Annotated in this window: 24 protein-coding genes; 9 read left to right on the top strand and 15 right to left on the bottom strand. The window is 71.9% G+C overall.

Going from position 1 to position 25622, the window contains the following annotated elements; all coding sequences use genetic code 11:
• Positions 1-45: 45 nt before the first annotated feature.
• Entirely contained in the window at positions 46-1764 is a 1719-nt protein-coding gene (locus tag ACIBK9_RS42010; RefSeq protein ID WP_397164494.1) for a sigma factor-like helix-turn-helix DNA-binding protein, read from the top strand.
• A 4-nt stretch (positions 1765-1768) separates the two neighbouring features.
• Here the strand turns inward: ACIBK9_RS42010 and ACIBK9_RS42005 are convergent, their stop codons facing one another.
• From ACIBK9_RS42005 to ACIBK9_RS41975, 7 genes are read right to left on the bottom strand one after another with little or no spacing between them, the layout of a single operon-like run.
• Positions 1769-2494: a DUF981 family protein gene (locus ACIBK9_RS42005; protein WP_364330658.1), complete on the bottom strand. Its 726-nt coding sequence runs from the start codon at positions 2492-2494 to the stop codon at positions 1769-1771.
• Positions 2495-2534: 40 nt separating this feature from the next.
• Positions 2535-3701, bottom strand: a complete 1167-nt coding sequence (locus ACIBK9_RS42000; protein ID WP_357973396.1) for a lipid-transfer protein — start codon at positions 3699-3701, stop codon at positions 2535-2537.
• Complete coding sequence (locus tag ACIBK9_RS41995; protein ID WP_358288785.1) at positions 3701-4096, bottom strand: MaoC/PaaZ C-terminal domain-containing protein; 396 nt, start codon at positions 4094-4096, stop codon at positions 3701-3703. The genes ACIBK9_RS42000 and ACIBK9_RS41995 overlap by 1 nt, the downstream gene beginning before the upstream one ends.
• Positions 4093-5085 carry a bifunctional MaoC family dehydratase N-terminal/OB-fold nucleic acid binding domain-containing protein gene (locus ACIBK9_RS41990; RefSeq protein WP_397164491.1) on the bottom strand — a complete coding sequence of 331 codons (993 nt, stop codon included), beginning with the start codon at positions 5083-5085 and terminating at the stop codon, positions 4093-4095. Before ACIBK9_RS41990 ends, ACIBK9_RS41995 begins: the two co-directional genes overlap by 4 nt.
• Complete coding sequence (locus ACIBK9_RS41985; protein ID WP_397164490.1) at positions 5082-6236, bottom strand: acyl-CoA dehydrogenase family protein; 1155 nt, start codon at positions 6234-6236, stop codon at positions 5082-5084. The genes ACIBK9_RS41990 and ACIBK9_RS41985 overlap by 4 nt, the downstream gene beginning before the upstream one ends.
• The gene (locus tag ACIBK9_RS41980) at positions 6236-7222 is read right to left on the bottom strand and encodes an acyl-CoA dehydrogenase family protein (protein ID WP_397164488.1); all 987 of its coding nucleotides are present in this window, start codon (positions 7220-7222) and stop codon (positions 6236-6238) included. Before ACIBK9_RS41980 ends, ACIBK9_RS41985 begins: the two co-directional genes overlap by 1 nt.
• Complete coding sequence (locus ACIBK9_RS41975) at positions 7222-8826, bottom strand: AMP-binding protein (RefSeq protein WP_397164486.1); 1605 nt, start codon at positions 8824-8826, stop codon at positions 7222-7224. The genes ACIBK9_RS41980 and ACIBK9_RS41975 overlap by 1 nt, the downstream gene beginning before the upstream one ends.
• Positions 8827-9013: 187 nt before the next feature.
• Here ACIBK9_RS41975 and ACIBK9_RS41970 point away from each other — a divergent pair, with 187 nt between their 5' ends.
• The 7 genes from ACIBK9_RS41970 (at position 9014) to ACIBK9_RS41940 (ending at position 16073) form a co-directional block, all read left to right on the top strand.
• Positions 9014-9664 carry a TetR family transcriptional regulator gene (locus ACIBK9_RS41970; RefSeq protein WP_397164484.1) on the top strand — a complete coding sequence of 217 codons (651 nt, stop codon included), beginning with the start codon at positions 9014-9016 and terminating at the stop codon, positions 9662-9664.
• Between the two features lie 67 nt (positions 9665-9731).
• Complete coding sequence (locus tag ACIBK9_RS41965) at positions 9732-10736, top strand: sigma-70 family RNA polymerase sigma factor (protein ID WP_358288801.1); 1005 nt, start codon at positions 9732-9734, stop codon at positions 10734-10736.
• Between the two features lie 43 nt (positions 10737-10779).
• The gene (locus ACIBK9_RS41960) at positions 10780-11895 is read left to right on the top strand and encodes a steroid 3-ketoacyl-CoA thiolase (RefSeq protein ID WP_397164482.1); all 1116 of its coding nucleotides are present in this window, start codon (positions 10780-10782) and stop codon (positions 11893-11895) included.
• Positions 11896-11933: 38 nt separating this feature from the next.
• Positions 11934-12959 (top strand): MBL fold metallo-hydrolase, encoded by a 1026-nt coding sequence (locus ACIBK9_RS41955; protein WP_397164481.1) that lies wholly within the window; start codon positions 11934-11936, stop codon positions 12957-12959.
• Between the two features lie 25 nt (positions 12960-12984).
• Complete coding sequence (locus ACIBK9_RS41950; protein ID WP_352322012.1) at positions 12985-13659, top strand: FadR/GntR family transcriptional regulator; 675 nt, start codon at positions 12985-12987, stop codon at positions 13657-13659.
• Between the two features lie 93 nt (positions 13660-13752).
• On the top strand, positions 13753-14700 hold the full coding sequence (locus ACIBK9_RS41945) for a DNA polymerase ligase N-terminal domain-containing protein (RefSeq protein WP_397164480.1): 948 nt from the start codon (positions 13753-13755) through the stop codon (positions 14698-14700).
• A 101-nt stretch (positions 14701-14801) separates the two neighbouring features.
• A complete protein-coding gene (locus ACIBK9_RS41940) occupies positions 14802-16073 on the top strand; it encodes a S1 family peptidase (RefSeq protein WP_397164478.1) in 1272 nt (423 codons plus the stop codon).
• A 35-nt stretch (positions 16074-16108) separates the two neighbouring features.
• On the opposite strand, the gene ACIBK9_RS41935 is transcribed toward ACIBK9_RS41940, so the two are convergent.
• From ACIBK9_RS41935 to ACIBK9_RS41900, 8 genes are read right to left on the bottom strand one after another with little or no spacing between them, the layout of a single operon-like run.
• The gene (locus ACIBK9_RS41935; protein ID WP_397164476.1) at positions 16109-17026 is read right to left on the bottom strand and encodes an aldo/keto reductase; all 918 of its coding nucleotides are present in this window, start codon (positions 17024-17026) and stop codon (positions 16109-16111) included.
• Entirely contained in the window at positions 17023-17328 is a 306-nt protein-coding gene (locus ACIBK9_RS41930) for an L-rhamnose mutarotase (protein WP_358288817.1), read from the bottom strand. The genes ACIBK9_RS41935 and ACIBK9_RS41930 overlap by 4 nt, the downstream gene beginning before the upstream one ends.
• Entirely contained in the window at positions 17328-18317 is a 990-nt protein-coding gene (locus tag ACIBK9_RS41925) for an ABC transporter permease (protein ID WP_352352283.1), read from the bottom strand. Before ACIBK9_RS41925 ends, ACIBK9_RS41930 begins: the two co-directional genes overlap by 1 nt.
• Positions 18314-19795, bottom strand: a complete 1482-nt coding sequence (locus tag ACIBK9_RS41920) for a sugar ABC transporter ATP-binding protein (RefSeq protein WP_397164474.1) — start codon at positions 19793-19795, stop codon at positions 18314-18316. The genes ACIBK9_RS41925 and ACIBK9_RS41920 overlap by 4 nt, the downstream gene beginning before the upstream one ends.
• The gene (locus ACIBK9_RS41915; RefSeq protein ID WP_358288823.1) at positions 19795-20835 is read right to left on the bottom strand and encodes a sugar ABC transporter substrate-binding protein; all 1041 of its coding nucleotides are present in this window, start codon (positions 20833-20835) and stop codon (positions 19795-19797) included. Before ACIBK9_RS41915 ends, ACIBK9_RS41920 begins: the two co-directional genes overlap by 1 nt.
• A gap of 15 nt (positions 20836-20850) precedes the next feature.
• Positions 20851-21585 carry an SDR family NAD(P)-dependent oxidoreductase gene (locus ACIBK9_RS41910; RefSeq protein ID WP_397164472.1) on the bottom strand — a complete coding sequence of 245 codons (735 nt, stop codon included), beginning with the start codon at positions 21583-21585 and terminating at the stop codon, positions 20851-20853.
• Entirely contained in the window at positions 21582-22871 is a 1290-nt protein-coding gene (locus tag ACIBK9_RS41905) for an L-fuconate dehydratase (RefSeq protein WP_397164470.1), read from the bottom strand. The genes ACIBK9_RS41910 and ACIBK9_RS41905 overlap by 4 nt, the downstream gene beginning before the upstream one ends.
• Positions 22871-23716 (bottom strand): fumarylacetoacetate hydrolase family protein, encoded by an 846-nt coding sequence (locus tag ACIBK9_RS41900; RefSeq protein WP_352324024.1) that lies wholly within the window; start codon positions 23714-23716, stop codon positions 22871-22873. The genes ACIBK9_RS41905 and ACIBK9_RS41900 overlap by 1 nt, the downstream gene beginning before the upstream one ends.
• A 720-nt stretch (positions 23717-24436) precedes the next feature.
• Between ACIBK9_RS41900 and ACIBK9_RS41895 the strand changes: the two genes are divergently transcribed.
• Positions 24437-25621 carry a cytochrome P450 gene (locus ACIBK9_RS41895; RefSeq protein ID WP_358288833.1) on the top strand — a complete coding sequence of 395 codons (1185 nt, stop codon included), beginning with the start codon at positions 24437-24439 and terminating at the stop codon, positions 25619-25621.
• The last annotated feature ends 1 nt before the right edge of the window (position 25622 follow it).

The following is a 25622-nucleotide window of genomic DNA, read 5'->3' as shown; positions in this document are numbered from 1 at the left end:
ACCCCTCACCTCAGCGTCCGCACATTTAGCAAGAGGATCGGCCCCGTGTCCCAGCCGCTCACCGGTCAGCGCCCCCGCACAGAACTGATCGCAGAGCTCTACGACCGCCATGCCGCCGGGCTGTTCGCGTACTGCGCCGACCAGCTCGGCGATCCGGGCACCGCGTCCGACGTCCTGGCGTCCGTGTTGTCCGGCGTCCCCGACGTCGCCCCGCCCCGTGCCGCCCTGTACGCCTACGCCCGCCGCCAGATCCGCCGGCGGGACGTCGTCTACGCCCCGCCCGTCGTGGACCCGCTCATCGACCCGGCCTCGGCGCTGGTCGAGCGCGTGCTTCGCGAGCTTCGCCCGCAGCAGCGCGAGGTGCTGGTGCTGTGCGCGGTGTGCGGGCTGAGCCGGGCCGAGCTGGCCTGGGTGCTCGACGTCGCCCCCGACACCGCCGACGAGCTCGCCTTCGGGGCGGGCCACCGCTTCCGCGAGGTCCTGGACATGGCCCTGACCGCGCTGGCCGGCGGGCGGGCGCCGAAGCCGGTCGCCGACGTGTACGGCGCGCTCGCGGTCGCGCCGCTGCGGGACGTCCTGGGACGTCTGCCCTGGCCGGAGCCGCCCGCGATCCTGCGGGTGCACTTCGCCGGATCGGTGCCGGCCGAGCCGGGGCCGCTGTTCGTCAAGCCGCTCTGGCCCGCGCCGCCGCAGTGGCCGCTGCCGCTCGCCGAGGCCGACCCGGCGACCAGCACCGGGATCTTCCCGGCGGACCTGCTCGCGCCGCCGCCCGCCGGACGGCCGTCCGTGCACGAGGCGACGACCGCGCCGATGCCCAAGCTGCGCGACCCGCTCGGGGCGCTGGACTCGATGGGCCCGCTGCGGGACCCGGCCGCGCGGGCGGCGGCCGTACGACCGTTCCTGCCCAAGCCTCCGCAGCCCCCACAGCCTGCGCAGTCCCCGCAGCCGCTGCCCGAGTCCGTACGGCCGTTCAGCACGGGTGACTTCACCGCGCCGCCCGCCGCTCCGGCCGAGGGCCGGGTGGCGGGGGCCGCCGTTCCCCCGCCCGGGGAGCGGCCCTTCTTCCTGGCCGCGCCCATCCCCGCGGACGTGCTGGACGACGAGCCCATCACCCAGGAGATGCCCGCGATCAGGGACGTCCCGGCGCATCAGGACCCGGGTCGCGCTGCCCGGCGTCCCCTGGCTGCGGAGCAGCCGGTCAAGGAGGCGGCGCCGCTGTTCACCCCCAGGTCCAGGGCCGCCGCCGAACCGGTCTACCGCATGCCCGCCCCCGAGCCGGCCCGCGCTCCGGGCCTGTCCGACCCGGCCCTGTCCGACCCGGCCCTGTCCGGCCCGGGCCGGTCCGCCTCCGCCTTGTCCGACCCTGCTGTGTCCGACCCTGCTGTGTCCGACCCTGCTGTGTCCGACCCTGCTGTGTCCGATGCGGCGCCGTCCGGGCGCAGCCGCGCGGCCGACTTCGCCGTCGAGCTCGCCCGCGAGCTGGAAGCCGACCGCGCGCGCTACCCGGACCCCGCGCGCGACCTCCAGGGCCCGTCCCGCCGCAAGCCCGGCGCCGAACCGGCCCGCTCGCCGGGGAGAGGCGGCGCCAAGCCCGGCGCCCGCAAGCAGCCGGCGGGCAAGAAGAAGGCCGCGGCCAGGAAGAAGGCGCTCAAGCGGCGCCGGGAACGGCACTACGACTGGGCCTGGGAGTTGATCGGGTTCCTGATCTGCGTGGCCATCGCGATGATCGTGTTCTTCTCCGTGCCGATGTTCATGGGCCCGTGAGCGCCTACATGGTGTTGACGATCAGCCCGATGTGGGTGAAGTAGTTCAGGGCGCCGAACAGCAGGAACGCCGCCCCGGCGATCCCCCAGCACACCCCGGTCACGGTCGTGACCGGGCCGCCCCTGGCCCGCAGCGCGAACGGGAACAGCACCGCGCCCACCCCGACCAGCACGTACAGGCCGGAGATGAAGGTGGCCTCCAGCAGCGGCAGGCCGGCGAAGGCCCCCGAGATCGGCTCCTGCGGCGGCGCGGCGAACAGCGTGTACGTCCACCCCGCCGCCGCGATGCCGAAGCAGGCCAGCCCCATGCCGAAGACGAACAGCGAGATCGGCCCGGCCGTGCGCGCCACGAGCTTGCGCCGGTCGGGCGCCACGGTGATCAGGCCCCAGCGTTTCCACAGGTAGAGCGCGGCGGCCAGCAGCAGCACGCCGAACGCCAGCGAGGGCTCCCCGAAGATGATGTTGTCGAACGGGAAGCCCTGCCCGGCCAGCGGCCAGGTGAGCGTCATGTGCAGCCCGGTGACCGCCAGGACGGCCCCGACCGCGCCGAACGCCAGCGCCCAGCCGTCCACGTGCTCCAGCGGGTCGCCCCTGAGCAGCCGGCGGCCGAAGGAGACCACGAGCAGCAACCCGACGCCGGCGGCGACCGCCATGATCGTGTTGTAGGTGGGCATCCTGGCCCAGTCGATCTTCAACTCCGGCTGCGCCAGGATCCCCCAGAATCCACTCATGCAGGGATGATTACCCTGAGTTGCTTCTCTTAACTGATCGTCACGACGCCGACAGGATAAGGCCGCTCGTCGGTACGCCGGTCCCCGCCGTGACCAGGACGTTCCGCGCCCCGGCCACCTGGTTGGCGGCCGTCCCCCTGATCTGCCGGACGGCCTCGGCGATGCCGTTCATGCCGTGGATGTACGCCTCGCCCAGCTGGCCGCCGTGCGGGTTGACGGGCAGGCGGCCGTCCAGCTCGATGCCGCCGTCCCGCAGGTAGTCAGGAGCCTCGCCGCGTCCGCAGAAGCCCAGTTCCTCAAGCTGGGCCAGGACGAACGGGGTGAAGTGGTCGTACAGGATGGCCGTCTGGATGTCCGCCGGGGACAGCCCGGACATCTTCCACAGTTGCCGGCCGACGACGGACATCTCCGGAAGGCCGCTCATGTCGTCCCGGTAGTAGCTCGTCATCATCATCTGGCCCGCGCCCGCGCCCTGCGCCGCCGCCGTGATCACCGCGGGCGACCTGCGCAGGTCGTGGGCGCGTTCGGCGGACGTCACGACCAGGGCCACCGCGCCGTCGCTCTCCTGGCAGCAGTCGAGCAGGTGCAGCGGCTCCACGATCCACCGGGACGCCTGGTGCTCCGCCAGCGTGATCGGCCGTCCGTGGAACCAGGCGGCCGGGTTGGTGGCGGCGTGCCGGCGCATGGCCACCGCCACCCGCCCGAAGTCCTCCGACGTCGCCCCGAACTCGTGCATGTACCGCCGCGCGAACATGGCGACCCACGCGGCCGGGGTCATCAGCCCGTACGGCACGTGCCAGCTCATCTCCAGGCCCTGGGAGGTGGGCTCCCCGGTCAGCCGGGCGTTCGGCTGGCCGAAGCGGCGGCCCGAGCGCTCGTTGAAGGCCCGGTAGCAGACCACCGTCCTGGCCATGCCGGTGGCCACGGCCATCGCCGCGTGCGCGACCGTGCCGCAGGCCGCGCCGCCGCCGTACTCGACGCGGGAGAAGAAGGTCAGGTCGCCGACGCCGGTCTCCCGGGCGACGGCGATCTCCTGGTTGGCATCCTGGGTGTAGGTGACCATGCCGTCCACGTCGGACGGCGGCACTCCGGCGTCGTCCAGGGCGGCGAGCACGGCCTCGGCCGCCAGCCGCAGCTCCGACCGGCCGGAGTCCTTGCTGAACTCGGTGGCCCCGATGCCCGCGATCGCGGCCCGCCCGCCCGGCATCACGCGCTCCCGGGCAGGACGAAGGTGACGGTTCCGGTGGCGTGGTCGCCCAGGCTCACCCTGCCGCGCACCTGCGCGGTGTACCGGTCGCCGTCGCGCTCGACGATCACGCCGCTGAAGCTCAGCCGGTCCCCCGCGTACGCCGGGACGCCCAGTTTGACGTTGATGCTGGTGATGACCGCCTCTGGGCCCGTCCAGTCGGTGACGTAGCGTTCCACCAGGCCCATGGTGGTGAGGATGTTGAGGAAGATGTCCTTCGAGCCCTGGGCGCGGGCCTTGGCGGTGTCGTGGTGCACGGGGGTGAAGTCCCTGGTGGCCAGGGCGGTGGCGATCACCGTCGTGGGCGTCAGGTCCACCTCCAGCTCGGGCAGGGCCGTTCCGGCGGCGGGGGTCACGGCTCCTCCGGCGTCCACATCGGCAGGACGAGCTCGTCGTCCATCGACCGGTACGTCACCCTCAGGGCCATCCCGACCTCCACCTTCTCGACCGGGCAGTCCACGACGTTGCCCACGATCCGTACTCCTTCCGGCAGTTCCACCACGCCCACCACGAACGGGACCTCGCGCCCCGGCACCGGCGGATGGTGGTGGACGACGTAGCTGTAGAGGGTGCCGCGGCCGCTCACCACGACGTGCGACCGGTTCCCCGAGCGGCAGTTCGGGCACATCGGACCGGGCGGATGGCGCAGCTCCCCGCAGTCCGCGCAGCTCTGGACGCGCAGCTCGCCGTTCCGCGCCCCCTCCCAGAAGAACGCGGTGTCCGCGTTGACCGCCGGCCGCAGCGGGTACGGCTCCCGCGCGCGCGGGGCGGGCGCCTTCGGCCGGAACTTCAGCACCCGGAAGAGCATCTCGGCGACCGGCTGGTCGTCGTCGCCGTACCAGGTGACGTTCCAGGTGGCGAAGTAGCCCTCGCCCAGGGCGGTGCGCTTCGGCCCGGCCAGCGACGTGAAGCGGGTCGCGGGGGTCAGCAGCTCGCCGATCCTGGCGTACCGGTGGTAGGTCTGCTCGCAGTTGGTCGCCACGACCCCGGTGAAGCCCGCGGCGTCGAGCGCGGCCAGCAGGTCGTCCACCGGCGAGCGGTCCTTGGCCTGCGAGCCCGGCCCCTGCATGGTCCACACCTGGGCCATCGCGGGCGGCGCCACGCCTTCCTCCAGGTAGCGCGGGTTGGCGTCGCCCATGGCCGCCAGCCAGTGGCGGATCATGGGCGCGTTCACCGGGTCGGCGGCCGGGGCGCCGCGCAGCTCCCCCATCGCCATCTGCTTGCCGGCCAGCTCGTGCAGCTCCGCGTCGGTCATCGCGGTGGTCATCGCGGTGGTCATCGCGGTGGTCATCGCGGTGGTCATCGCGTCAGTCGTGCCGGACGTCGCGGCGGTCGGGTCGGTCATCGCGGCGGCCTCGGCAGGTTCAGGCCGAGCATCGCGATCAGCTCGCGCTGCACTTCATTGACCCCGCCGCCGAACGTCAGCACCACCGCGCCCTTGACGCCGTGGTCCATGCGCTCGGCCAGCTCGGCCGTCTCCGGGTCGGAGGGGTCGCCGTATCGGGAGACGACGTCGCAGACCAGCCGGCCGATCTCCTGCATGCGCTCGGAGCCGTAGATCTTGGTGGCCGAGGCGTCGGGCGCGCCCAGCCAGCCGAGGTCCATGTTCGCCGCCACCTGCCAGTTGAGCAGCTCGTTCGTACGGAAGGCGGCCCACACCCGGGCGAGAGCTCGGCGTACGTCCGGATTGTCGGTCAGCCCGGCGTGCCTGGCCCAGGCGAGGAAGCGGTCGTAGGTCTGGCCGAGGTTGCCGGCCGGGCCCAGGGTGACGCGTTCGTGGTTGAGCTGGTTGACGATCAGGTCCCAGCCCCGGTCCACCTCGCCCACCACCATGTCCACCGGGACGCGCACGTCGGAGTAGTAGGTGGAGTTCGTGTGGTGGCGGCCGTCCATGGTGACGATCGGCGTCCAGGAGAAGCCGGGGTCGTCGGTGGCGGCGATCATCATCGTGATGCCCTTGTGCTTCTTGGCCTCGGGGTTCGTCCGGGCGGCCAGCCAGATGTACTGGGCGTAGTGCGCGCCGCTGGTGAAGATCTTCTGGCCGTTGACGACGTAGTGGTCGCCGTCCAGGACCGCCGTGGTGCGCAGGGAGGCCAGGTCGGTGCCGGCCTCGGGCTCGCTGTAGCCGATCGCGAAGTGGCACTCGCCGGCCAGGATGCGCGGCAGGAACCGGTCCTTCTGCTCCTGGGTGCCGTACTGCATCAGCGTCGGGCCCACCGTCTGCACGGTGATGATCGGGTACGGCACCCCGGCGCGGGCGATCTCGTTGGCGAAGATCTGCTGCTCCAGGGGGCCGTAGCCGCCCCCGCCGTACTCCTTGGGCCAGCCCAGCCCGAGCTTGCCGTCGCGGCCGAGCCGGCGGCAGTGCTCCATGTACGCCTCGCCGAACGGGTCGTCGGCGATCTTCGCGCGGTCCTCGGCGGTCAGGCAGCCGCGGAAGTACTCGCGCAGCTCGTCGCGGAGCGCGCGCTGCTCCCGGGTCAGGTCGATCAGCATCAGACGAGGGCTCCGATCAGGTCGAGCTGGGCGTCGGCGCCGCCGAGCAGGTGGGACAGGTGCTTGGCCTGCGCGAAGTGGCGGTGCAGCGGGTAGGTGACGTCGAGCCCGAGGCCGCCGTGCAGGTGCTGGCAGGTGTAGAGCGCCTTGACGGCCTCGCAGACGTGGAACGCGGCCAGCGCCACGTCCTCGTCGGCGGGCAGGCCCTCGGCCAGCCGCCAGGCCGCCGACCACATGGCCACGTCGAGGGCCCGTCCGGCGATGTAGACGTCGGCGATCTGCATGGTCACGGCCTGGAACTCGGCCAGCGCCCGGCCGAACTGCCGTCTCGTCCTGATGTAGGCGGTGGTCAGGTCGAGCGCCCCGGCCAGGACGCCGCTCGCCTGCGCGGCGACGGCCACGGTGAACAGGCGTCCGGCGTCGGCGGCCGCCTCGGGCCCGGCCACCGCCTCGGCGGGCGTGCCGTCCAGCGGGATCGTGGCGGCCGGCTCGCCGGTCGAGGTGAACTCGGGGCTCGCGGGCGGCGACGCCACCAGGAACAGCCCCTCGTCCGCGGTGACCAGGACGTCGTCCGCCGGGTAGGGCACCGCGACCTTGCGCCCGGTCAGCGACCAGCCGTCGCCCTCGCGGCGGGCGGCCGTCGTCGGCGGATCGGCCGGGGCCCGGCCGGGCTCGCGCCGGGCCAGGGTGCCGCGCGTGACGCACCGTCGCTGGTCGGGGCTGCCGTGCCGGGCCAGGGCCAGCGTGCTCACCAGGACGGGCAACGCCGGCACGGCCACCGCCCGCGCACCCACCTCGCGCAGCACGACGGCCATCTCGACGGGGCCGAGCCCGGCGCCGCCCGCCTCCTCGGACGCGCACACGCCCATGAGCCCGGCCTGCCACAGCCCGTCCTCGGCCGCCGAGCCGCCCTCCCCTTGCTTGGCCAGCACTTCGGCGGTCAGCTTCTTCAGGTCCTGCTGGGTCTCGTCCAGGTTGAAATCCATCAGCTCTCCAAGAGGTGGTGCCTGCCGTGCTCGACGAACTCGTCCTCGATCGCCTTGACGTCCACGCCGGTCAGGGGGCGCAATCCGGACGGGGAGCGCCACCAGACGGGGTCGCCGGTCCGCCACGTCTCCTTGGCCAGGATCCGCTTGATGACCTTGTGGGAGGGGGTCTGCGGAAATTCCGGACAAATCCGGATATAGCGGGGTAAGGACTTGGGGCCCAGGTCGGTGCGCCCGGCCAGGAACGCCGCGAACGCCTCGGCGTCGAAGGGGACGTCCATGACCAGCGCCGCCATCACCTGGTCGCCCGCCGCCGCGTCCGGCACCGGATAGACGGCCGCCTCCACCACGCCGCCGAACTCCCGCAGGGCGGCCTCCACGGGGGCGACGGCCAGGTTCTCGCCGTCCACGCGCAGGCGTTCGGTGCCGCGTCCGGCGAAGAAGACGTGGCCGGCGGGGTCGGCGTAGGCCAGGTCGCCGGACCAGAACGCGCCGTTCCTGACGCGTTCGGCGTCCGCGTCCGGGTCGTTGTAGTAGCCCTCGAACAGGCCGGGGCCGGCGGTGTTGACCAGCTCGCCGACGGCCTCGTCCGGGTTGAGCAGGCGGCCGCCCTCGATGCGGGCGGGCGGGCACGGGCGTCCGGTGGCGGGGTCGAGGATCTGCACGCCCGCCCCCAGCCTGCCCAGGCTGCCGGGCGGGGCGCCGGGGTCGGGGCTGAAGGAGATGGCCGTCTCGGTGGAGCCGAACGCGTCGATCACCCGGCAGCCGAACCGCTCGCCGAACCGTCTGGTCGCGACCGCGCTGCCCTCGTTGCCGAAGGCGATCCTGAGGGGGTTGTCGGCGTCGTCCGGGCGTTCGGGGGTGGCCAGGACGTAGGAGAGCGCCTTGCCGACGTAGTGCAGGTAGGTGCAGCCGTGCCGCCGCACGTCCGGCAGCAGGCCGGAGGCCGAGAACCGCCTGCGCACGGCCAGCGCCGCCCCCGAGGCCACGGCCGGGGCGTAGGCGGCCATCAGGGCTCCGGAGTGGAACAGCGGCATCGAGCAGTAGACGACGTCCTCGGGCGTGAGCAGCGCGGCCAGGCTCAGCCCCGGCAGTGCCAGCTTGCGCTGCGTGATCCGGACGGCCCTGGGCCGCCCCGAGGTCCCCGACGTGAAGATCAGCATCACCAGGTCGCCGGGCGCGGCCGCGCCGGCCCGTCCGCCGCCCTCCCCCAGGGACGACACCGTGGACAGCGGCATGCTCTCCACGCCCAGCTCCTCGGCGACCGACGCGGCGAGGGCGGCGAAGGGGGCGTCCCAGAGCAGGAGGTCCACGTCGGTGGCGCGGGCGTCGCGGACCAGCTCCGCGGCCGGGCGCGTCGGGTTCAGCGCGACCAGCACGTGCCCGTCGAGCGCCGCCCCGCCGAGCACGAGGAGCAGCTCCGGGACGTTCTCCGCCAGCACGCCCACGTGCAGACCCGCGCCGCGCCCGCTCAGCCAGGCCCCCGCCGCCCGGCAGCGGGCGACGTGCTCGCGCCACGACCACACCGCGCCCTCGAACATCAGCCCAGGTCGGTCGTCCTGCGCCCGGTCGAGGAGCAGGGCCGCCAGCGTCTGCGCGATCATCGAGCCTCCAGCAAGCGCTAGGTAAGCCGAATGGCAAACTAGAACAGATTCTAATATCTGTCCAGTACCGGCCCTCCGCACAATGTTCCGACATAGTCCTGTAACGCCGTAGACATGCGCCGATACGGCCTGTTTGTGACTCGCGAGTAACAAGCCGCGTTGCCGAGAAATCAGATAACGTGTTCTTATGCGTACCTCGCCCGGGTCATTCTCCGCGCCCCCCAGCGACACCGAGGGGGCCGCCGAGGGCCGCGCGGCGGCGGGCGGTCGCAGCGTCCGCACCCGCAGCCAGCACCAACGCCGCAAGCGCATCGTCCAGGCCGCCGCCGCGCTGGCCTCGCGCGGCGGCGTCGAGGCGATGCAGATGCGCACGGTCGCCGAGCGCGCCGGCGTGGCGCTGGGCACGCTCTACCGCTACTTCCCGTCCAAGATGGACCTGGTCGTGGCGGTCGTGGGCGAGGAGATCGACCTGCTGGAGAGCAGCATCGAGCGCCGCCCGCCCGGGGCGTCCACGCCGGCCAGCCGGGCCGTCGACGTGCTCATGCGGGCCACGCGGGGGCTGATGCGCGAGCCGGAGCTGGCCGACGCGCTGATCCGGTCGTTGATCATGGCCGAGGTCCAGACACCGTTCGGCGACCGCATGACGGGGCTGCTGCTGCGGGTGTCCGCCGACGGGCTGACCGTCGACCAGGCCGGCGAGGAGCAGCTCGACCTCGCGGGCTCGCTGGCCAGCGTGTGGGTGCAGGAGCTGCTGGAGATGTTGCGCGGGCGGCGCACGTACGACCAGATCCAGCGGCGCATCGAGACCGCCGCGACCCGCCTCCTGGCCGACATCTAACCCCTTCCGGACATGTCCGTCATGCCCTAATCGGCTTTTTGTCGGTGGCGGAAGCTATACAGGGGGCATGAGCGACAAGCCGACGAGCGAAGACTTCCTCCGGCTGGCCGATCCGATGCGGCGCGAGCTGTTCGCACACTGCTACCGCATGCTGGGGTCGGTGCACGACGCCGAGGATCTCGTGCAGGAGACCTATCTGCGGGCCTGGCGCGGCTACGACGGGTTCGAGGGGCGGTCGTCGCTGCGCACGTGGCTCTACCGCATCGCCACCACCGCCTGCCTGACCGCGCTCGACAGCCGCACGCGGCGCCCCCTGCCGACCGGTCTCGGCGCCCCGAGCACCGAGGCGGCCGCGCCGCTGGTCCAGGACGGCGAGGTGCCCTGGCTGGAGCCGGTGCCCGACACGCTGGCCGGGGTCGAGGCGGCCGGCGACCCGGCCTCGATCGTGACCTCGCGCGAGAGCATCCGGCTCGCGCTCGTCGCCGCCCTCCAGCACCTGCCGCCCCGGCAGCGCGCCGTGCTGATCCTGCGCGACGTGCTCAGGTGGCGGGCGGCCGAGGTCGCCGAGGCGGTCGGCCTGTCCACGGCGGCCGTCAACAGCATCCTGCAGCGGGCCCGCGCGCAGCTCAGCGAGGTCTCGCCGAGCCTCGACGACCAGGTCGAGCCGCTCTCCGCCGAGCAGCGCCACCTGCTCGACCGCTACGTCGCCGCCTTCGAGAACTACGACGTCGACGAGCTGGTCTCGCTGTTCACCAAAGACGCGATCTGGGAGATGCCCCCCTACGTGGGCTGGTACGAAGGTCCCGACGCGATCGGCGAGCTCGTCTCCACGCAATGCCCCGCCAGCCGGCCGCACGACCTCAGGCTGCTCCCCGTGGCCGCCAACGGCCAGCCCGCGTTCGCCGTCTACTTCCGCGAGCACGACGTCTACCGCCGCTTCGCCATCATGGTGCTGGCGTTGCGCGAAGAAGGCGTCAACCATGTCGCCATGTTCTTTGACCTGCGGCTTTTCGACACTTTCGGGCTGCGTGCCGAGTTCCCCGCCGGAAGCGAGGCTTCCACCACAAAGTAGAACGCGTTACAGTCGCGGCCAGAGCAACGTTCTGGAGGCGACTGTGGGCACACCTGTGATCGTCGAGGCCGTTCGCACGCCCATCGGCAAGCGGGCGGGATGGTTGTCGGAGCTCAAGCCGCAGCAGGTGCTGGCCGCGGCGCTGAACGGCCTGGTCCAGCGCGCCGGCGTCGATCCGGCCACGATCGGCCAGATGTTCGCCGGGTGCGTCACGCAGGCCGGCGAGCAGGGCGGCCACGTCGGCCGCTACTCGTGGCTCTACGCCGGGCTCCCCTACCAGACGGGCGTCACCACGCTCGACGCCCAGTGCGGCTCCTCGCAGCAGGCCGTGCACCTGGCGGCGGCGATGATCAGGGCGGGCGTCATCGAGGCCGGCGTCGGATGCGGGGTCGAGATGATGAGCAGGGCGCCGCTCGGCAGCAACGTGCGCCCCGCGCGGCCGCGTCCCGACGACTGGAGCATCGACCTGCCCGACCAGTTCACCGCGGCCGAACGCATCGCCCGGCGGCGCGGGCTGACCAGGGAGCGGCTCGACTGGTTCGGCGCGCGGTCGCAGCGCCTGGCGGCCAAGGCGTGGGCCGACGGGCGGTTCGAGCGGGAGATCGTGCCCGTCGGATCCGTCCGCAGGGACCAGGGGTTACGCGAGACCACGGTCGAGAGCCTGGCCGGGCTCAAGCCGGTCGCCGAGGGCGCCCTGCACACCGCCGGCACGTCCTCGCAGATCTCCGACGGCGCGGCCGCCGTGCTGGTGACGAGCGAGCAGGAGGCCCGCCGGCAGGGGCTGCGGCCCAGGGCGCGCATCCTGGCACAGGCGCTCGTCGGCGCCGAGCCCTACTATCATCTCGACGGTCCCGTGGAGGCGACCGCGAAGGTGCTGACGGCGGCCGGGATGACCATGGGCGACATCGACAGGTTCGAGGTGAACGAGGCGTTCGCGTCCGTGGTGCTCTCGTGGGCCGCGGTGCACGAGCCCGACCTCGACCGGGTCAACGTCAACGGGGGGGCCATCGCGCTCGGCCATCCCGTCGGGGCCACCGGCGCCCGGCTCATCACCACCGCCCTGCACGAGCTCGAACGCTCCGACACCACCACCGCGCTGGTCACGATGTGCGCGGGCGGCGCTCTGGCCACGGCGACGATCCTCGAACGCCTGACCTGATCCACCATTCACACGCACGTGCTCGATCGGGGGAACCGGTGGGGAAGACCAGGCGCAGACCGTACTCGGAACAGCGGCCGCAGGAGCTCGGCGGCGGGGTGTGGAGCGTGCCGGTGCCCATCCCGGGCAACCCGCTCGGCTACACGCTGGTCTACGCCGTCGAGTCGCCGCGCGGGCCGGTGCTGGTGGACGCCGGGTGGAACCATCCCGACGCCTGGCAGGCGCTCAGCGGCGGCCTGGCCGCGCTCGGGCTCGACGTCGCGACCGTGAGCGGCGTGGTCGTCACCCACTTCCATCCCGACCACGCCGGGCTGGCCGGGCAGGTCAAGGAGGCGTCCGGGGCCTGGATCGCCATGCACGAGGAGGACGCCGCGCTGGTCCGGCTCATGCACCGGTTCGCCGCGGAGGAGCACGCGAGCTTCCAGTCCGACATGCTCAGGCGGGCCGGCGCCGACCCCGGCGAGGTGCGCGAGGCGATGGGCACCCGGCCGACGCCGCCCGCGCTGCCCGACCGCGAGCTGCGCGACGGCGACCTGGTGGAGCTGCCCGGCCGCAAGCTGCGCGCCGTGCACACCCCCGGCCACACGCCGGGCCACATCTGCCTGCACCTGGAGGACGCCGACCGGCTGTTCACCGGCGATCACGTTCTTCCCGACATCACCCCGCACATCGGGATCTATCCCTACGACCGCGACGACATCGATCCGCTGGGCGACTTCCTGGACTCGCTCGACCGGGTCAGCGAGCTGGGCCCCCTGGACGCCCTGCCGGCACACGAGTGGATATTTCCCGATGTTGCCGCGCGCGCCGCCGAGATCCGCCACCATCACGAGGAGAAGCTGATCCGGTTGCGCACCCTCATGGCCGAGCGGTCGCGACCGCTGACCATCTGGGAGGTCGCCTCGATGATGACCTGGAACCGGCCCTGGGACGACCTGGCCCCCGTGCTGCGCAGCATGGCGGCCGGCGAGGCCGCGGCCCATCTGCGCACCCTGGAGACCCGGGGCATGGTCCGCCGCGTCCCGGACGTCGATCCCGTACGCTTTCAGGCTCTAGACTCCTAGACATCCGATGTCTAGGGAGAAGAGTGTGGCGGTCACCGACGCGGCCATCGACAAGATCAAGCAGATGATCCTCTCCGGGGAGCTGACCCCGGGCGACCGTCTGCCGAAGGAGGCCGACCTCGCCGAGCGGCTCGGCCTGTCGCGCAACTCGCTGCGCGAGGCCGTGCGCGCGCTCGCCCTGATCAACGTCCTCGACGTGCGCCAGGGCGACGGCACGTACGTCACCAGCCTGGAGCCGCACCTGCTGCTCGACACCATGTCGTTCGTGCTCGACCTGCACCGCGACGACACGGTGATCCAGTTCTTCGAGGTGCGGCGCATCCTCGAACCGGCCGCGACGGCCCTGGCCACCGAGCTGATGCGCGACGAGGACATCGAGGAGCTGCGGCGCATCCTCGACTCGCTGCCCGCGCAGCCGACGGTCGAGGAGCTGGTCGCCAACGACCTGGAGTTCCATCAGCGCATCGCGCGCGGGTCGGGCAACAGTGTGCTCTGCTCGTTCATCGAGAGCCTGTCAGGTCCGACCACTCGGGCCCGGGTGTGGCGCGGCCTCACCCAGGAGGGCGCGATGGAGAAGACCCGCGAGCAGCACACCGCGATCTACGAGGCCATCGCCGCCCGCCAGCCGGACGTGGCGCGGTCGTGGGCCACCGTGCACGTGGCGGGCGTGGAGGCGTGGCTGCGCAAGGCCCTTGACTGATCGGCGCGCGCGCCCGTTCCCTCGGCCCGGCTCCGCCCGCACACCGCGCACAGCACCGGCACGCACGACCGTTCCCCGGGTAGTAACCGTGTCGTGGCCGACAAACTGGAGCGATACCGCAGCAAACGCGACCCCAGCCGGACCCCCGAGCCCGTGCCCGCCACCCCACCCGAGGACGGTGGCGGCGCCGCGTTCGTCATCCAGGAGCACCACGCCCGGTCCCTGCACTGGGACCTGCGGCTGGAACGCGACGGCGTGCTGGCCTCCTGGGCGGTCCCCAAGGGCCTGCCCGCCGACCCCGGCACCAACCACCTGGCGGTGCACACCGAGGACCATCCTATGGAGTACCTCACCTTCCACGGCGAGATCCCCAAGGGCGAGTACGGCGGCGGCACCATGACCGTCTGGGACACCGGCACGTACGAGACCGAGAAGTGGTCCGAGCGCGAGGTCAAGTTCGTCCTGCACGGCCGGCGGGCCTCCGGGCGGTTCGTGCTGTTCCGGACGCGGGGCAAGAACTGGATGATCCACCGCATGGACGCCCCCGTCCGCGACCCGTTCCCCGACGTGGCGCCCATGCTGCCCACCGAGCGCGCCCGGCCGCCCAGGGACGCCGCCGCCTACGCCTTCGAGTTCGCCTGGGGCGGACGCCGGCTCCTGGTCCCCGTCGACGGCGGGCGCACGACGGCCGCCCGCGAGCATCCCTGGCTGCGCCCGTTGGCCGAGTCGTTCGGCAGCCGGACGGCGGTGCTGGACGGCGAGGTGGTCACCCTGGCCGGGACCGAGATCCTGGTCGTCCAGGACCTGCTGTACGACGAGGGCCGCTCCCTGGTGGACGAGCCGTTCGCCGACCGGCGGGCCGCCCTGGAGTCGCTGGGGCTGGCCGGCCCCCGCTGGCAGACCGCGCCCTCGTGGCCCGGCGAGGCAGGCGCGGTCCGGCAGGCGGCGCGCGAGCAGGGCCTGCCCGGCGTGGTGGCCAAACGCCTGGACTCCCGCTACGAGTCCGGCACGTCCGCGTTCTGGCTGTTCATCCCCTCCTGAGGCCGCAAGCCCGCAAAGCACAGCGCGGAGCGGTACTTGGACGCGGTAGGCGTGCCGGATCGCCTGCTGTGCTGGCCCCTCATCCAGACATGGGGGGATCCATGCAGAACATCCGCTTACGCCGTACGGTGCTGATCTTGGCGTGCGCCGTCGTGCCCTTCCTGGGCGCCGGAGCCGCCTCGGCGATCACCGTCTCCGGCCCCGACCTCACCCGGCAGTCCGCCGACGCCGGGGGCAAGCCGCCGGCCAGGGACTCGACCGGCCCGCGCGGCCGGGTCCCCGGCGGCTTCGCGAGCTGGGACGCGCTCTTCACCGAGCAGACCCGGCTGAACGCCGTCGCCGACCGCGTCACGGCCGTGGCCGAGACCTCCGACGGGTACGGCGGCGTGGTCGTCGCGCCCGAGAACCACGAGGTGCGCCTGTACTGGAAGGGCCAGGTGCCCGCGCCCGTGCGGGCCGTGGTCGACGAGGGACGGCTGACCGCCCCGGTCTCCGTGCTTCCCTCGGCCTTCTCCTACGCCGACCTCCTCGCCGAGGCCGACGAGTGGAGCGAGTCCGGACAGGTGACGGGCGCCGCCCCGCAGGCCGACGGGAGCGGCGTGCGGCTCTCGGTCCCGGACGAGGACACCGCCCCCGACCAGCTCCAGCGGCCGAGCGGCGCCACCGCGCCGATCACGCTGGAGCGCGGCGAGCGCTTCGACCCGGCCTACAGCAGGCAGGACGACGTCCCGAGCTACTACGCGGGCGGCCGGACCTGGAACGCCAGGACCGGCTCCGGCTGCACCTCGGGGTTCGCCGTCTACGACAAGAACGGCAATCCCGGCTTCCTGACCGCCGCGCACTGCGGCGAGTTCTGGGACTCCTTCTACGACGGCGGCGGCTCGGGCAGCCCGGCGAACCGCATGGGCGACCTGCGGTGGCGGCTGCCCAAGCGGGACGCCGCGATCGTCCTGGCCGACGCCACGGCCGACGTCTTCGACGGCGGTCCGGCGGCCGCCACCAGCAACCGGGTGGTCGCGTTGTGGAAGGCGTACGTCGGCAACTTCGTGTGCAACTCGGGGGCGTCGCTGGGCGAGTACTGCCTGATCAAGGTGACCGAGACCGGGTGGAGCGGCACGTACACGAACGGGCAGTACGTCAAGCACATGGTCAGGGCCAAGAGCGTCGTCGGCGGCTGCGCCGTGGCCCACGGCGACAGCGGCGGCCCGGTCTACTCCTACACCAACTGGTTCGACGACGTCGCGGCACAGGGCATCACGTCGGCCGTCAGCAAGCCGGTCGCCTGCGGCGGGCTGGACGGCGGCCGGGTGATCGTCTTCTCCCGGGTGTGGGACGTGGCACTGGCCTTCGGCGCGTCCGTACAGGTGCACTGAACGAGGACGGCGGCCGGGCGGGGGCCCGGCCGCGGTCAGCCCAGCAGGCCCTCGCCGGCCAGTTCCAGCCACAGCTCCTCGGGAACCGGGCGGGCCCACAGGGCGGCGTTGGCCAGGACCTCCTCGGGCGCGCGGGCGCCCAGCACGATCGAGGCGACCGCCGGATGGCGCAGCGGGAAGGCCATGGCCGCCTGCGGCAGCGAGACGCCGTGGCGCTCGCAGACGGCGGCGATCCGGGTGGCCCGGTCCAGCAGCGGCGCCGGCGCGGGCGCGTAGTCGAAGGTGCCCGACGGGGCCGGCGTGGCCAGCAGGCCGCTGTTGAAGACCCCCGCGGCCAGCACCCGGACGCCGCGTTCGGCGCATTCGTCCAGCAGCGGCAGCCCCGACTGGTCGAGCAGCGTGTAGCGCCCGGCGAGCATGACGACGTCGACGCCGGTCTCCCGGACAAAGCGCAGCGGCGCCTGCCACTGGTTCATCCCGACGCCGATCGCCTTGACCACGCCCTGCTCCCGCAGCTCGGCCAGCGCCGGGTACGCCTCGGCCAGCGCCTGCTCCAGGTGATCGTCGGGGTCGTGGATGAGCGCGATGTCGATCTCCGGCAGGCCGAGCCGGGCCAGGGAGTCCTCCAGGGAGTCGCGCACGCCGTCGGCCGAGAAGTCCCATTCGCGGCCCAGCCCGACCGGGACGTCGAACATCTCGTCGTCGTCGCGCACCCGCGAGGGCACCACCAGCCGGCCCACCTTCGTGGACAGGACGTAGCCCGACCGCTCCGCGAGCGCGGCGCCCAGGCGGCGCTCGGACAGCCCCAGCCCGTAGTGGGGCGCGGTGTCGAAGAGCCGCACGCCGCTGTCCCAGGCCGCGTCGACCGTGGCCCGCGCCTGCTCGCCGGAGACCGCCTGATAGAGGTTGCCGAGCGGGGCGCCGCCGAGGCCGACGCGGGGCAGGTCGATCACGTCAGCTCCCAGACCTGGCGCAGGCCGCCCGCCGACTGGTCGAAGTCGCCGTCGAGCAGGCGGTTCATCTGGCGCTGCCAGGCCTGGTCGGCGGGGTCGTCCTTGAGCGCGGCCTGCAGCGCGGCGTAGTCCTCGACCTCCACGAAGTGGAACAGGTCGAGGCCGTCGCGGAAGATGCGCCACGAGATCACGCCGTGGGCGCGCAGCGCGGACTCCAGGGCGGCCGGGATCGTGGCGTGCTCCCGTTCGTAGGTCTCCTCGCACCCGGGCCGGAGCCTGGTGCGCAGGGCGAGGCGTTCCATCAGTCCTGCGCCTTTCCGCCGGCGATCCTGCTGATGATCAGTGCGATGAGAATGATGCCACCGTAGATGACCGGTTGCCAGAAACCGGAGACCCCGATGAGGGTGAGGATGTTCTGGACCAGGCCGATCACCAGCACACCGGTCAGCGCGCCGAGGACGGTGCCCTTGCCGCCGTCCATGCTGACGCCGCCGATGACGGCCGCGGCGAAGACCATGAAGATCCAGCCGTCGCCCATCTCGTTGCCGATCGCGCCGAGGCGTCCGGTCTCCAGGATGCCGGCCGTGGCGGCCAGGATGCCGCCGAGGACGAACACGCCGAACAGCACGCGGTCCACCCGGATGCCGGCGGCGCGGGCGGCGTCGGCGTTGCCGCCGATGGCGTACAGGGAGCGGCCGAGCCTGAGATAGGTCAGGCCGAAGACGCCGGCGGCGAACAGCAGCGCGGCGATCCAGATGGCGGCGGGCAGGCCGAGCCAGGTGGCGCTGCCGAGGTAGAGCATCGAGTCGGGGAGCTGGAACAGCGTCTTGCCCTGGGTGAGCCCCTGCTGGAGGCCGTCCACGATGATCAGCATGGCCAGCGTGACGATGAACGCCGAGAGCTGGAACCTGATGATCAGGAACCCGTTGAACGCGCCGATGGCCGCGCCCACGAGCAGGGCCAGCGGGATCACCAGCCAGCCGGGCAGCCCGAGGCCGAACCCGCCCGCCGAGGCCGGGACGACCAGCATCACGGCGATGCCGGGCGCGGTGCCGACCGTCGACTCCAGCGACAGGTCGAACTTCCCGGCGATCAGGATCATCGCCTCGGCCAGCACGAGCAGCGAGATCGCCGCCTGCTGCTGCAGGACGTTCGTCAGGTTGCCCGCCGTCAGGAAGGTCGGGTCGAGGAACGCGCCCACGACCAGCAGGAGCAGGATCACCGGCACCAGGGTCAGGTCGCGGAACCTGGCCAGCCTCAGCCGGGGGGCCGGAGCAGTCAAAGTGGTCACTCTTGTATGCCTTCCATCACGGCCACGAGCTCGTGGTCGGTCCAGCCACGCGGCACGTCCTTGACGACCCTGCCGTGGAACATCACCAGCACCCGGTCGCAGATGCGCAGGTCGTCGAGCTCGTCGGAGACCACGACGGCCCCCGCGCCCCGGCCGACCGCGTCCTCGACCGCGCCGAGCAGGGCCTGCTTGGCCTTGACGTCGACGCCCGCGGTCGGGTTGATCACGACCAGCGCCCTCGGGTCGTCCACGAGCGCCCGCGCGAACACGACCTTCTGCGCGTTCCCGCCGGACAGGTCGCCGACGGGCTGGTCGGGCCCCTCGGTCTTGATGTCCAGGCTCTCGATCATCTGGACGGCCCTGGCCCGGCGCCGCGCGGGCGAGACGATGCCGTAGGCGCCCAGCTTGTGGGCGATCGGCAGGGTCGCGTTCTCCCCCACCGACAACATCGGCACGAAACCCTCGTGGTGCCGGTCCTCGGGCACGAACCCGAGCCCGGCGCGCATGGCGGCGGGCACGTCGCCCGGTCTGACCCGGGTGCCGTCGATCGTGACCACGCCCGTGTCCGGCCTGCGCAGCCCGACCAGGGTCTCGGCCAGGCCGACCTTGCCGCTGCTCGCCGAGCCCGCCAGGCCCACGACCTCGCCGGACCTGACCGAGATGTCCACGTCCTGGTAGCGGCCGGTCAGCGACAGGCCCGCGCCCGACAGCACGACCGCCTCGCCGGGCACGCGCTGCCGGGACTCGTAGGCGGCCGTGGCCTCGCCGGTCATCGCGTCCACCAGCTCGTCCTGGGGGAACCCGGCGACCGGCCGGGTCACGATGTGCCGGGCGTCGCGGAAGACCGTGACGCTCTGGCAGATCTCGTACACCTCGTCCAGGTGGTGGGAGATGTACATCATCGTGACGCCCTGCTCGCGCAGCGAGCGCATGCGGGTGAACAGCCGCTCGATGGCCGGGCCGTCGAGCCGGGCGGTGGGCTCGTCGAGGATGATGAACCGGGCGCCGAACGACAGCGCCCGCGCGATCTCCACGAGCTGCCGCTGCTCGACGCCCAGCTCGCCGGCCAGCGCCTGCGGGTCGACGTCCACCTCGTAGGTGTCCAGCAGCTCGCGCGCCTTGGCCCGCAGCGCCCGCCAGTTGATCATCCGGCCGCGGCCGGTCTGGCGGTTGACGAACAGGTTCTCCGCGACCGTCAGCGCCGGGATGATCGTGGACTTCTGGTACACGCAGGCGACGCGCTGCCGCCAGGCGTCGCGGTCGGCCAGGGCGGGCGCCGCCTCTCCCGAGAACAGCACCTCGCCCTCGTCCGGTCGCTGGAGCCCGGTGAGGATCGACACGAGGGTGGACTTCCCCGCGCCGTTCCGGCCGACGAGGGCGTGGGTCTGGCCCTCGGCGATGGCGATCTCCGCGCCGTTCAGCGCGGTGGTCGGGCCGAAACGCTTGACGACATTTCGGGCTTCAACGTGATATTTCATCACTTGACCTGGTTACCCCAGAGGTTCTGGTCGTCCACGTTGTCCTTCGTCACCAGCGGCGCCGGGAGCTGGTCCTCGAAGCCGTTGGGCAGCTGGATGATGTTGCTGCCGTGGTCGGTCGGGCCCGGCTGGAACGTCTTTCCGTCGACCGCCGCCTTGGCGTAGAAGATCGCGTACCGGGCGTAGAGGTCGGCCGGCTGCGACACCGTGGCGTCGATGTTGCCCTTGCGGATCTCCTCGAACTCCTGCGGGATGCCGTCGTTGGAGACCACGAAGACGTGCTTGGGGTCGGTCGGCGGGACCAGCAGGTTCTTCTGCTTGAGCACCTGCAGCGTCGGAGCCAGGTGCACGCCGCCGGCGTGCATGTAGATGCCCTTGATGTCCGGGTTCTGCTCCAGGCGGGTCTGGAGCATGGACGCCGCCTTGCTGCCCTCCCACTCGGTCGGCTCGCTGAACACCGTGATGCCGGGGAACTTGCTCTTCATGCACTCGTTGAACGCCTCGGACCGGTCGCGGCCGTTGATCGAGCTGAGCGCGCCCTCAAGCTGCACGACCTTGCCCTTGCCGCCGAGCTTCTCGCCGAGGAACTCGCACGCCTTGGTGCCGTACGCGCGGTTGTCGGCGCGTACGACCATGTAGACCTTGCCCTTGTCGGGCCGGGTGTCCACGGTGACCACGGGGATCTTCTTGTTCTCCAGCTGCTGGAGCGTGTTGGCGATGGCGCCGGTGTCCTGGGGGGCCATGACGATCGCCTTGGCGCCCTGGCCGACCAGCGCCTGCACGTTGTTGACCAGCTTGGAGACGTCGTTCTGGGAGTTCGTGGCGGGCATCAGGTCGGCCTTGAGCTCGGTCGCCATCTGCGGGACGTACTTCATGTAGGAGTTCCAGAAGTCGGAGTCGGCGCGCGGGTGGTCGATGCCCACCTTGCCGCCGCCTCCCCCTTCCGCCGTGGAGCCGCTGGAGCCGTTCGTGCCGCTGGAGCCGCAGGCGGCGACGACCGCCAGCAGGGCCGCGCTCGCGACCACCGGACCGATCTTCATGGGGGGTTACCTTCCTTAATTGGTTGGCCGGAGCCGTAGCCCCTGCATGCCGCCGTCGACCGCGAGCGCGGTGCCGGTGGTCGCGGCGGACTCGGGACCTGCCAGATAGGCGATCGCGGCGGCGACCTCCTCGGCGCTGACCAGGCGGCCCATGGGCTGCCTGGCGTTCAGCGCCGCTCGTTCGGCCTCGGGATCGTCGGCCGAGTCGAGCAGCCGCCCCACCCACGGGGTGTCGGCGGTGCCCGGGTTGACGCAGTTGACGCGGATGCCCTCGCGGACGTGGTCGGCGGCCATGGCCAGGGTCAGCGACAACACCGCGCCCTTGGTCGCGCTGTAGAGCGCCCGGTGCGGCAGCCCCGCGGTAGCCGCGATCGAGCAGGTGTTGACGATGGCCGGGTGCTCCGACCTGCGCAGGTACGGCAGCGCCGCCCGGCTCACCCGGACGATGCCGAACACGTTGACCTCGAAGACCTTCCGCCACTCCTCGTCCGGGTTGTCCTCGACCGTGCCCTGGGCGCCGACGCCCGCATTGTTGATCACGATGTCGATGCCGCCGAGCCGTTCCGCGGCCTCGGCCACCGCCGCGCGCACGGACGCGTCGTCGGCCACGTCCGCCTTGATCCCCACGAAGGGGTCGCCGGGCGGGGCGAGGTCGAGGCAGGCGACCTGCATGCCGCGCGCCGCGAGCAGGGTGGCGGTGGCCAGGCCGATGCCTGAACCGCCGCCGGTCACGATGGCCTTGAGCGTCATGACGTGGCCCTCCATACCTGGCCGTCGGGGAAGCTGTGGGCGGCGATCGACGCCGCGTGCATCTCGGCGCTGAAGCCGGGGGCCATGGGGGCGGTGTAGCGGCCGTGGTCGATGACGACCGGGTGCACGAAGTGCTCGTGCAGGTGGTCGACGTACTCGATCACGCGGCCGTCCATCGTGCCGGTGATCGCCACGTAGTCGAACATCGACAGGTGCTGCACCAGCTCGCACAGCCCGACGCCGCCCGCGTGCGGGCAGACCGGCACACCGAACTTGGCCGCGAGCAGCAGGATCGCCAGGTTCTCGTTGACCCCGCCGACCCTGGCCGCGTCGATCTGCAGGTAGGAGATCGCGCCGGCCTGGAGAAGCTGCTTGAAGACGATGCGGTTCTGGACGTGCTCGCCGGTGGCGACCGGGACCGGCCTGATGCCCTCGGCGATGGCGGCGTGGCCGAGCACGTCGTCGGGGCTGGTCGGCTCCTCCACCCAGTGCGGCCGGTACGGGCTCAGCGCGCTCACCCATTCGATGGCCGAGGCGACGTCCCAGCGCTGGTTGGCGTCGATCGCGATCGGGTAGTCGGGGCCGCAGACCTCGCGGGCCACGCGGAAGCGGCGCAGGTCGTCGTCGAGGTCGGCGCCGACCTTGAGTTTGATCTGGCCGAAGCCCTGGTCGAGGGCCTCCTTGCAGAGGCGTCGCAGCTTGTCGTCGTCGTAGCCGAGCCAGCCGGGAGAGGTGGTGTAGGCGGGGTAGCCGGTCTCGATGAGCCGCTGGATCCGCTCTTCCTTCCCCTCTTCCGCATTTTTCAGGATCTGGAGGGCTTCGTCCTGGGTGAGCGCGTCGCTCAGGTAGCGGAAGTCGATCAGCCCGACGATCTCCTCGGGCGACATCTCCGACAACAGCCGCCACACCGGCTTGCCCACCCGCCTGGCCTTCAGGTCCCACAGGGCGTTGACCACGGCGGAGATCGCCATGTGCATGACGCCCTTCTCCGGGCCCAGCCAGCGCAGCTGCGAGTCGTTGACCAGCTCCTTGTACAGCGCGCCGAGGTCTTCGACGTCCCGGCCGAGCACATAGGGCTCTAGCGCCCGGATCGCTCCGGTCTGCACGTCGTTGCCGCGTCCGATGGTGAACGCGAACCCGTGCCCCTCGACCCCGTCGTCGGTCTTCAGCACCACGTAGGCGGCGGAGTAGTCGGGGTCGGGGTTCATCGCGTCCGAGCCGTCCAGCTCTCGCGACGTGGGGAAACGCACGTCGTGCGTCTCCAGCGCGACGATTCTGTACGCCATCAGGCCTGCCCCACCGTCTGCCGCTGGCGGCCGAGCCCGTCGATCTCCAGCTCCATCACGTCGCCCGCCCGCAGGTACGGCTGGCCGGGCATGCCCATCGCGACCCCGGCCGGGGTGCCGGTGTTGATCACGTCACCGGGTTCGAGCACCATGAACCGGCTCAGGTACCGCACGATCTCGGCCACGTCGAAGATCATGTCCTTGGTGCCGCCGTCCTGGCGCGGCTCGCCGTTCACCCAGAGGCGCAGCCCCAGGCTCTGCGGGTCGCCGACCTCGTCCGCCGTCACCAGCCAGGGACCCAGCGGGTTGAACGTCTCGCACGACTTGCCCTTGTCCCACTGGCCGCCGCGTTCGAGCTGGAACTCCCGCTCGGAGACGTCGTTGGAGATCGCGTACCCGGCGATCACGTCGAGGGCCTCGTCCCGGCTGTCGAGGTAGCGGGCCCGCCGGCCGATCACGACCGCCAGCTCCACCTCCCAGTCGGTCTTCACGCTGCCACGCGGCACCAGCACCTCGTCGTACGGGCCGATCACGGTGTTGGCGGCCTTCATGAACACCACGGGCTCGGCGGGCGGCTCCGCGCCGGACTCGGCGGCGTGGTCGCGGTAGTTCAGCCCGATGCAGACCACCTTGCCCGGCCGGGCGATCGGCGCGCCCACCCGCAGCCCGGCGGCGTCGACGACGGGCAGGTCGCCGCGCTCCAGCGCGTCACGCACGCGCGCCACTCCCCCGGAGGCGAGAAAAGCCCCGTCGATCTCGGGCTCCCCGATGTCGCGCAGGGTGCCGGAGGCGTCCATCACCACCGGCCGCTCCTGTCCGACAGGTCCCACTCGCAGCAGCTTCACACCGCACCCTTCACTTATTCATCGGATGTCTGTGCCTCAGATGCTGCTGCGACATAGCGGCGCATGTCAAGGGCGTCCAGCGGGATACATCCGATCCGTGACCCGGAACGACACCTCGAACCCCAACCAACCACCTCCCTCAGCCCCCATGGCTCCGAAGATTCCCCTCCATTGCTGATCCGCACCACCTCCAAAAACATCGGAGGTACCTCACCCTTCTCCCTCTCCACTCGCCCACCCCTGACGGCTCCGCCCGTTCGGCGTGACGTCCTTGGCGCCGACCCAGACGATCCTCGCCAATCTGGGCGTCGGCACGGTCGCCGCCAAGAGCCGCGCTGATGCCGGACTCGGGGGCCGGGCTCGGAGGCCGGGCTCGGGGGCCGGGCTCGGGGGCCGGGCTCGGGGCCGGGCTCGGGGCCGGGCTTGGGGGTGAGGGGTGGTGGGCGTGGGGCGAAGCCGGTTAGCGGTGGTGAGCACGGGGGAGGCGGCACCGCTGTGGTGCTGGGCTGGGGCATGGGTGAGGAAGCGTCGACGGGGAGGGGGTTGGCTGCTGTCGGGTTATGGCGGGTGGGGAGGGGGTTGTCTGCTCCGGGGTTATGGCGGGGGCGCCTGGAGGGTGGGGAGGGTGACAGGGTGGGGCTACTTGACGGGCGTACAGTGGCGTAATAGAACACGTTTCAGTACGAATAAACCAAGCGCTTGATCAAGAGGTGACCGCGCGTGCATATCGACCTCGTAGACAGGGACCGTTACGCGACTTCCGGCCCACCCCACGAACAGCTCGCCTGGCTCCGCGCCAACTCCCCCGTCCACTGGCACGACGGCGAGCCCGGGTTCTGGGCGGTCACCCGCTACGAGGACGTCGTGCACGTGTCCCGCCACTCCGACCTGTTCTCCTCGGCCAAGAAGCTCGCCCTCTTCGACGAGATGCCCGAGGACCAGATCGCCCTCCAGCGGCTGATGATGCTCAACCAGGACCCGCCCGAGCACACCAGGCGGCGTTCCCTGGTCAACCGCGGCTTCACCCCCCGGACGATCGGCGCCCTCGAACAGCACATCCGCGACATCTGCGACGACCTGCTCGACAAGTGCTCCGGCGAGGTGGACTTCGTCACCGAGGTCTCCGCCCCCCTCCCCCTGTACGTGATCTGCGAGCTGCTCGGCGCTCCCGCGACCGACCGCGACAAGCTGTTCTCCTGGTCGAACCGCATGATCGGCGCCCAGGACCCCGACTACGCGGCGACCCCCGAGGAGGGCTCCGGCGCCGCCATGGAGGTGTACGCCTACGCCAACGAGCTCGCGGCGCAGCGCAGAGCCGCCCCCAAGGACGACATCATCACCAAGCTCCTCCAGCCCGACGACAAGGGCGAAACCCTCGGCGAGGACGAGTTCGACCTGTTCGTCCTGCTGCTGATCGTCGCGGGCAACGAGACCACCCGCAACGCGGCCTCCGGCGGCATGCTGGCCCTCTTCGAGCATCCCGACCAGTGGGACCGCCTGGTGGCCGACCCCACGCTGGCCAGGACGGCGGCCGACGAGATCGTCCGGTGGGTCTCGCCGGTCAACCTGTTCCGGCGCACGTCGATGGCGGACCAGGTGCTCGGCGGGCAGCCCATCAAGGACGGCGACAAGGTCGTGGTCTTCTACTCCTCCGCCAACCGGGACGCCTCCGTGTTCCCGGACCCCGAGGTCTTCGACATCGGACGCACCCCCAACACGCACATCGGGTTCGGCGGCGGCGGCGCGCACTTCTGCCTCGGCAACCACCTCGCCAAGCTGGAACTGCGTGTCCTGTTCGAGCAGCTGGCCAGGCGCCGGCCGCGCATCCGCCAGGCCGGCCCGGCCCGCCGCCTGCGCTCGAACTTCATCAACGGCATCAAGGAGCTCCCGGTCACGATCGCCTGAT

The organism is Nonomuraea sp. NPDC050227, from assembly GCF_044459705.1.
Classification (GTDB): Bacteria; Actinomycetota; Actinomycetes; order Streptosporangiales; family Streptosporangiaceae; genus Nonomuraea.
Note: the sequence above shows the minus strand (reverse complement) of the source record. Positions and strands in the feature narration are given on the sequence as shown.

What these genes read in the sequence shown, in the direction of transcription:
- ACIBK9_RS41965 (WP_358288801.1), top strand. Translation starts at nt 9,732, where the DNA reads ATGAGCGACAAGCCGACGAGCGAAGACTTCCTCCGGCTGGCCGATCCG.
- ACIBK9_RS41980 (WP_397164488.1), bottom strand. Translation starts at nt 7,222, where the DNA reads ATGGATTTCAACCTGGACGAGACCCAGCAGGACCTGAAGAAGCTGACC.
- ACIBK9_RS41905 (WP_397164470.1), bottom strand. Translation starts at nt 22,871, where the DNA reads ATGGCGTACAGAATCGTCGCGCTGGAGACGCACGACGTGCGTTTCCCC.
- ACIBK9_RS41910 (WP_397164472.1), bottom strand. Translation starts at nt 21,585, where the DNA reads ATGACGCTCAAGGCCATCGTGACCGGCGGCGGTTCAGGCATCGGCCTG.
- ACIBK9_RS41975 (WP_397164486.1), bottom strand. Translation starts at nt 8,826, where the DNA reads ATGATCGCGCAGACGCTGGCGGCCCTGCTCCTCGACCGGGCGCAGGAC.
- ACIBK9_RS42005 (WP_364330658.1), bottom strand. Translation starts at nt 2,494, where the DNA reads ATGAGTGGATTCTGGGGGATCCTGGCGCAGCCGGAGTTGAAGATCGAC.
- ACIBK9_RS41990 (WP_397164491.1), bottom strand. Translation starts at nt 5,085, where the DNA reads ATGACCGACCCGACCGCCGCGACGTCCGGCACGACTGACGCGATGACC.
- ACIBK9_RS41915 (WP_358288823.1), bottom strand. Translation starts at nt 20,835, where the DNA reads ATGAAGATCGGTCCGGTGGTCGCGAGCGCGGCCCTGCTGGCGGTCGTC.
- ACIBK9_RS41940 (WP_397164478.1), top strand. Translation starts at nt 14,802, where the DNA reads ATGCAGAACATCCGCTTACGCCGTACGGTGCTGATCTTGGCGTGCGCC.
- ACIBK9_RS41985 (WP_397164490.1), bottom strand. Translation starts at nt 6,236, where the DNA reads ATGCTGATCGACCTGACCCGGGAGCAGCGCGCGCTCCGCGACGAGCTG.
- ACIBK9_RS41930 (WP_358288817.1), bottom strand. Translation starts at nt 17,328, where the DNA reads ATGGAACGCCTCGCCCTGCGCACCAGGCTCCGGCCCGGGTGCGAGGAG.
- ACIBK9_RS41970 (WP_397164484.1), top strand. Translation starts at nt 9,014, where the DNA reads ATGCGTACCTCGCCCGGGTCATTCTCCGCGCCCCCCAGCGACACCGAG.
- ACIBK9_RS41920 (WP_397164474.1), bottom strand. Translation starts at nt 19,795, where the DNA reads ATGAAATATCACGTTGAAGCCCGAAATGTCGTCAAGCGTTTCGGCCCG.
- ACIBK9_RS42000 (WP_357973396.1), bottom strand. Translation starts at nt 3,701, where the DNA reads ATGCCGGGCGGGCGGGCCGCGATCGCGGGCATCGGGGCCACCGAGTTC.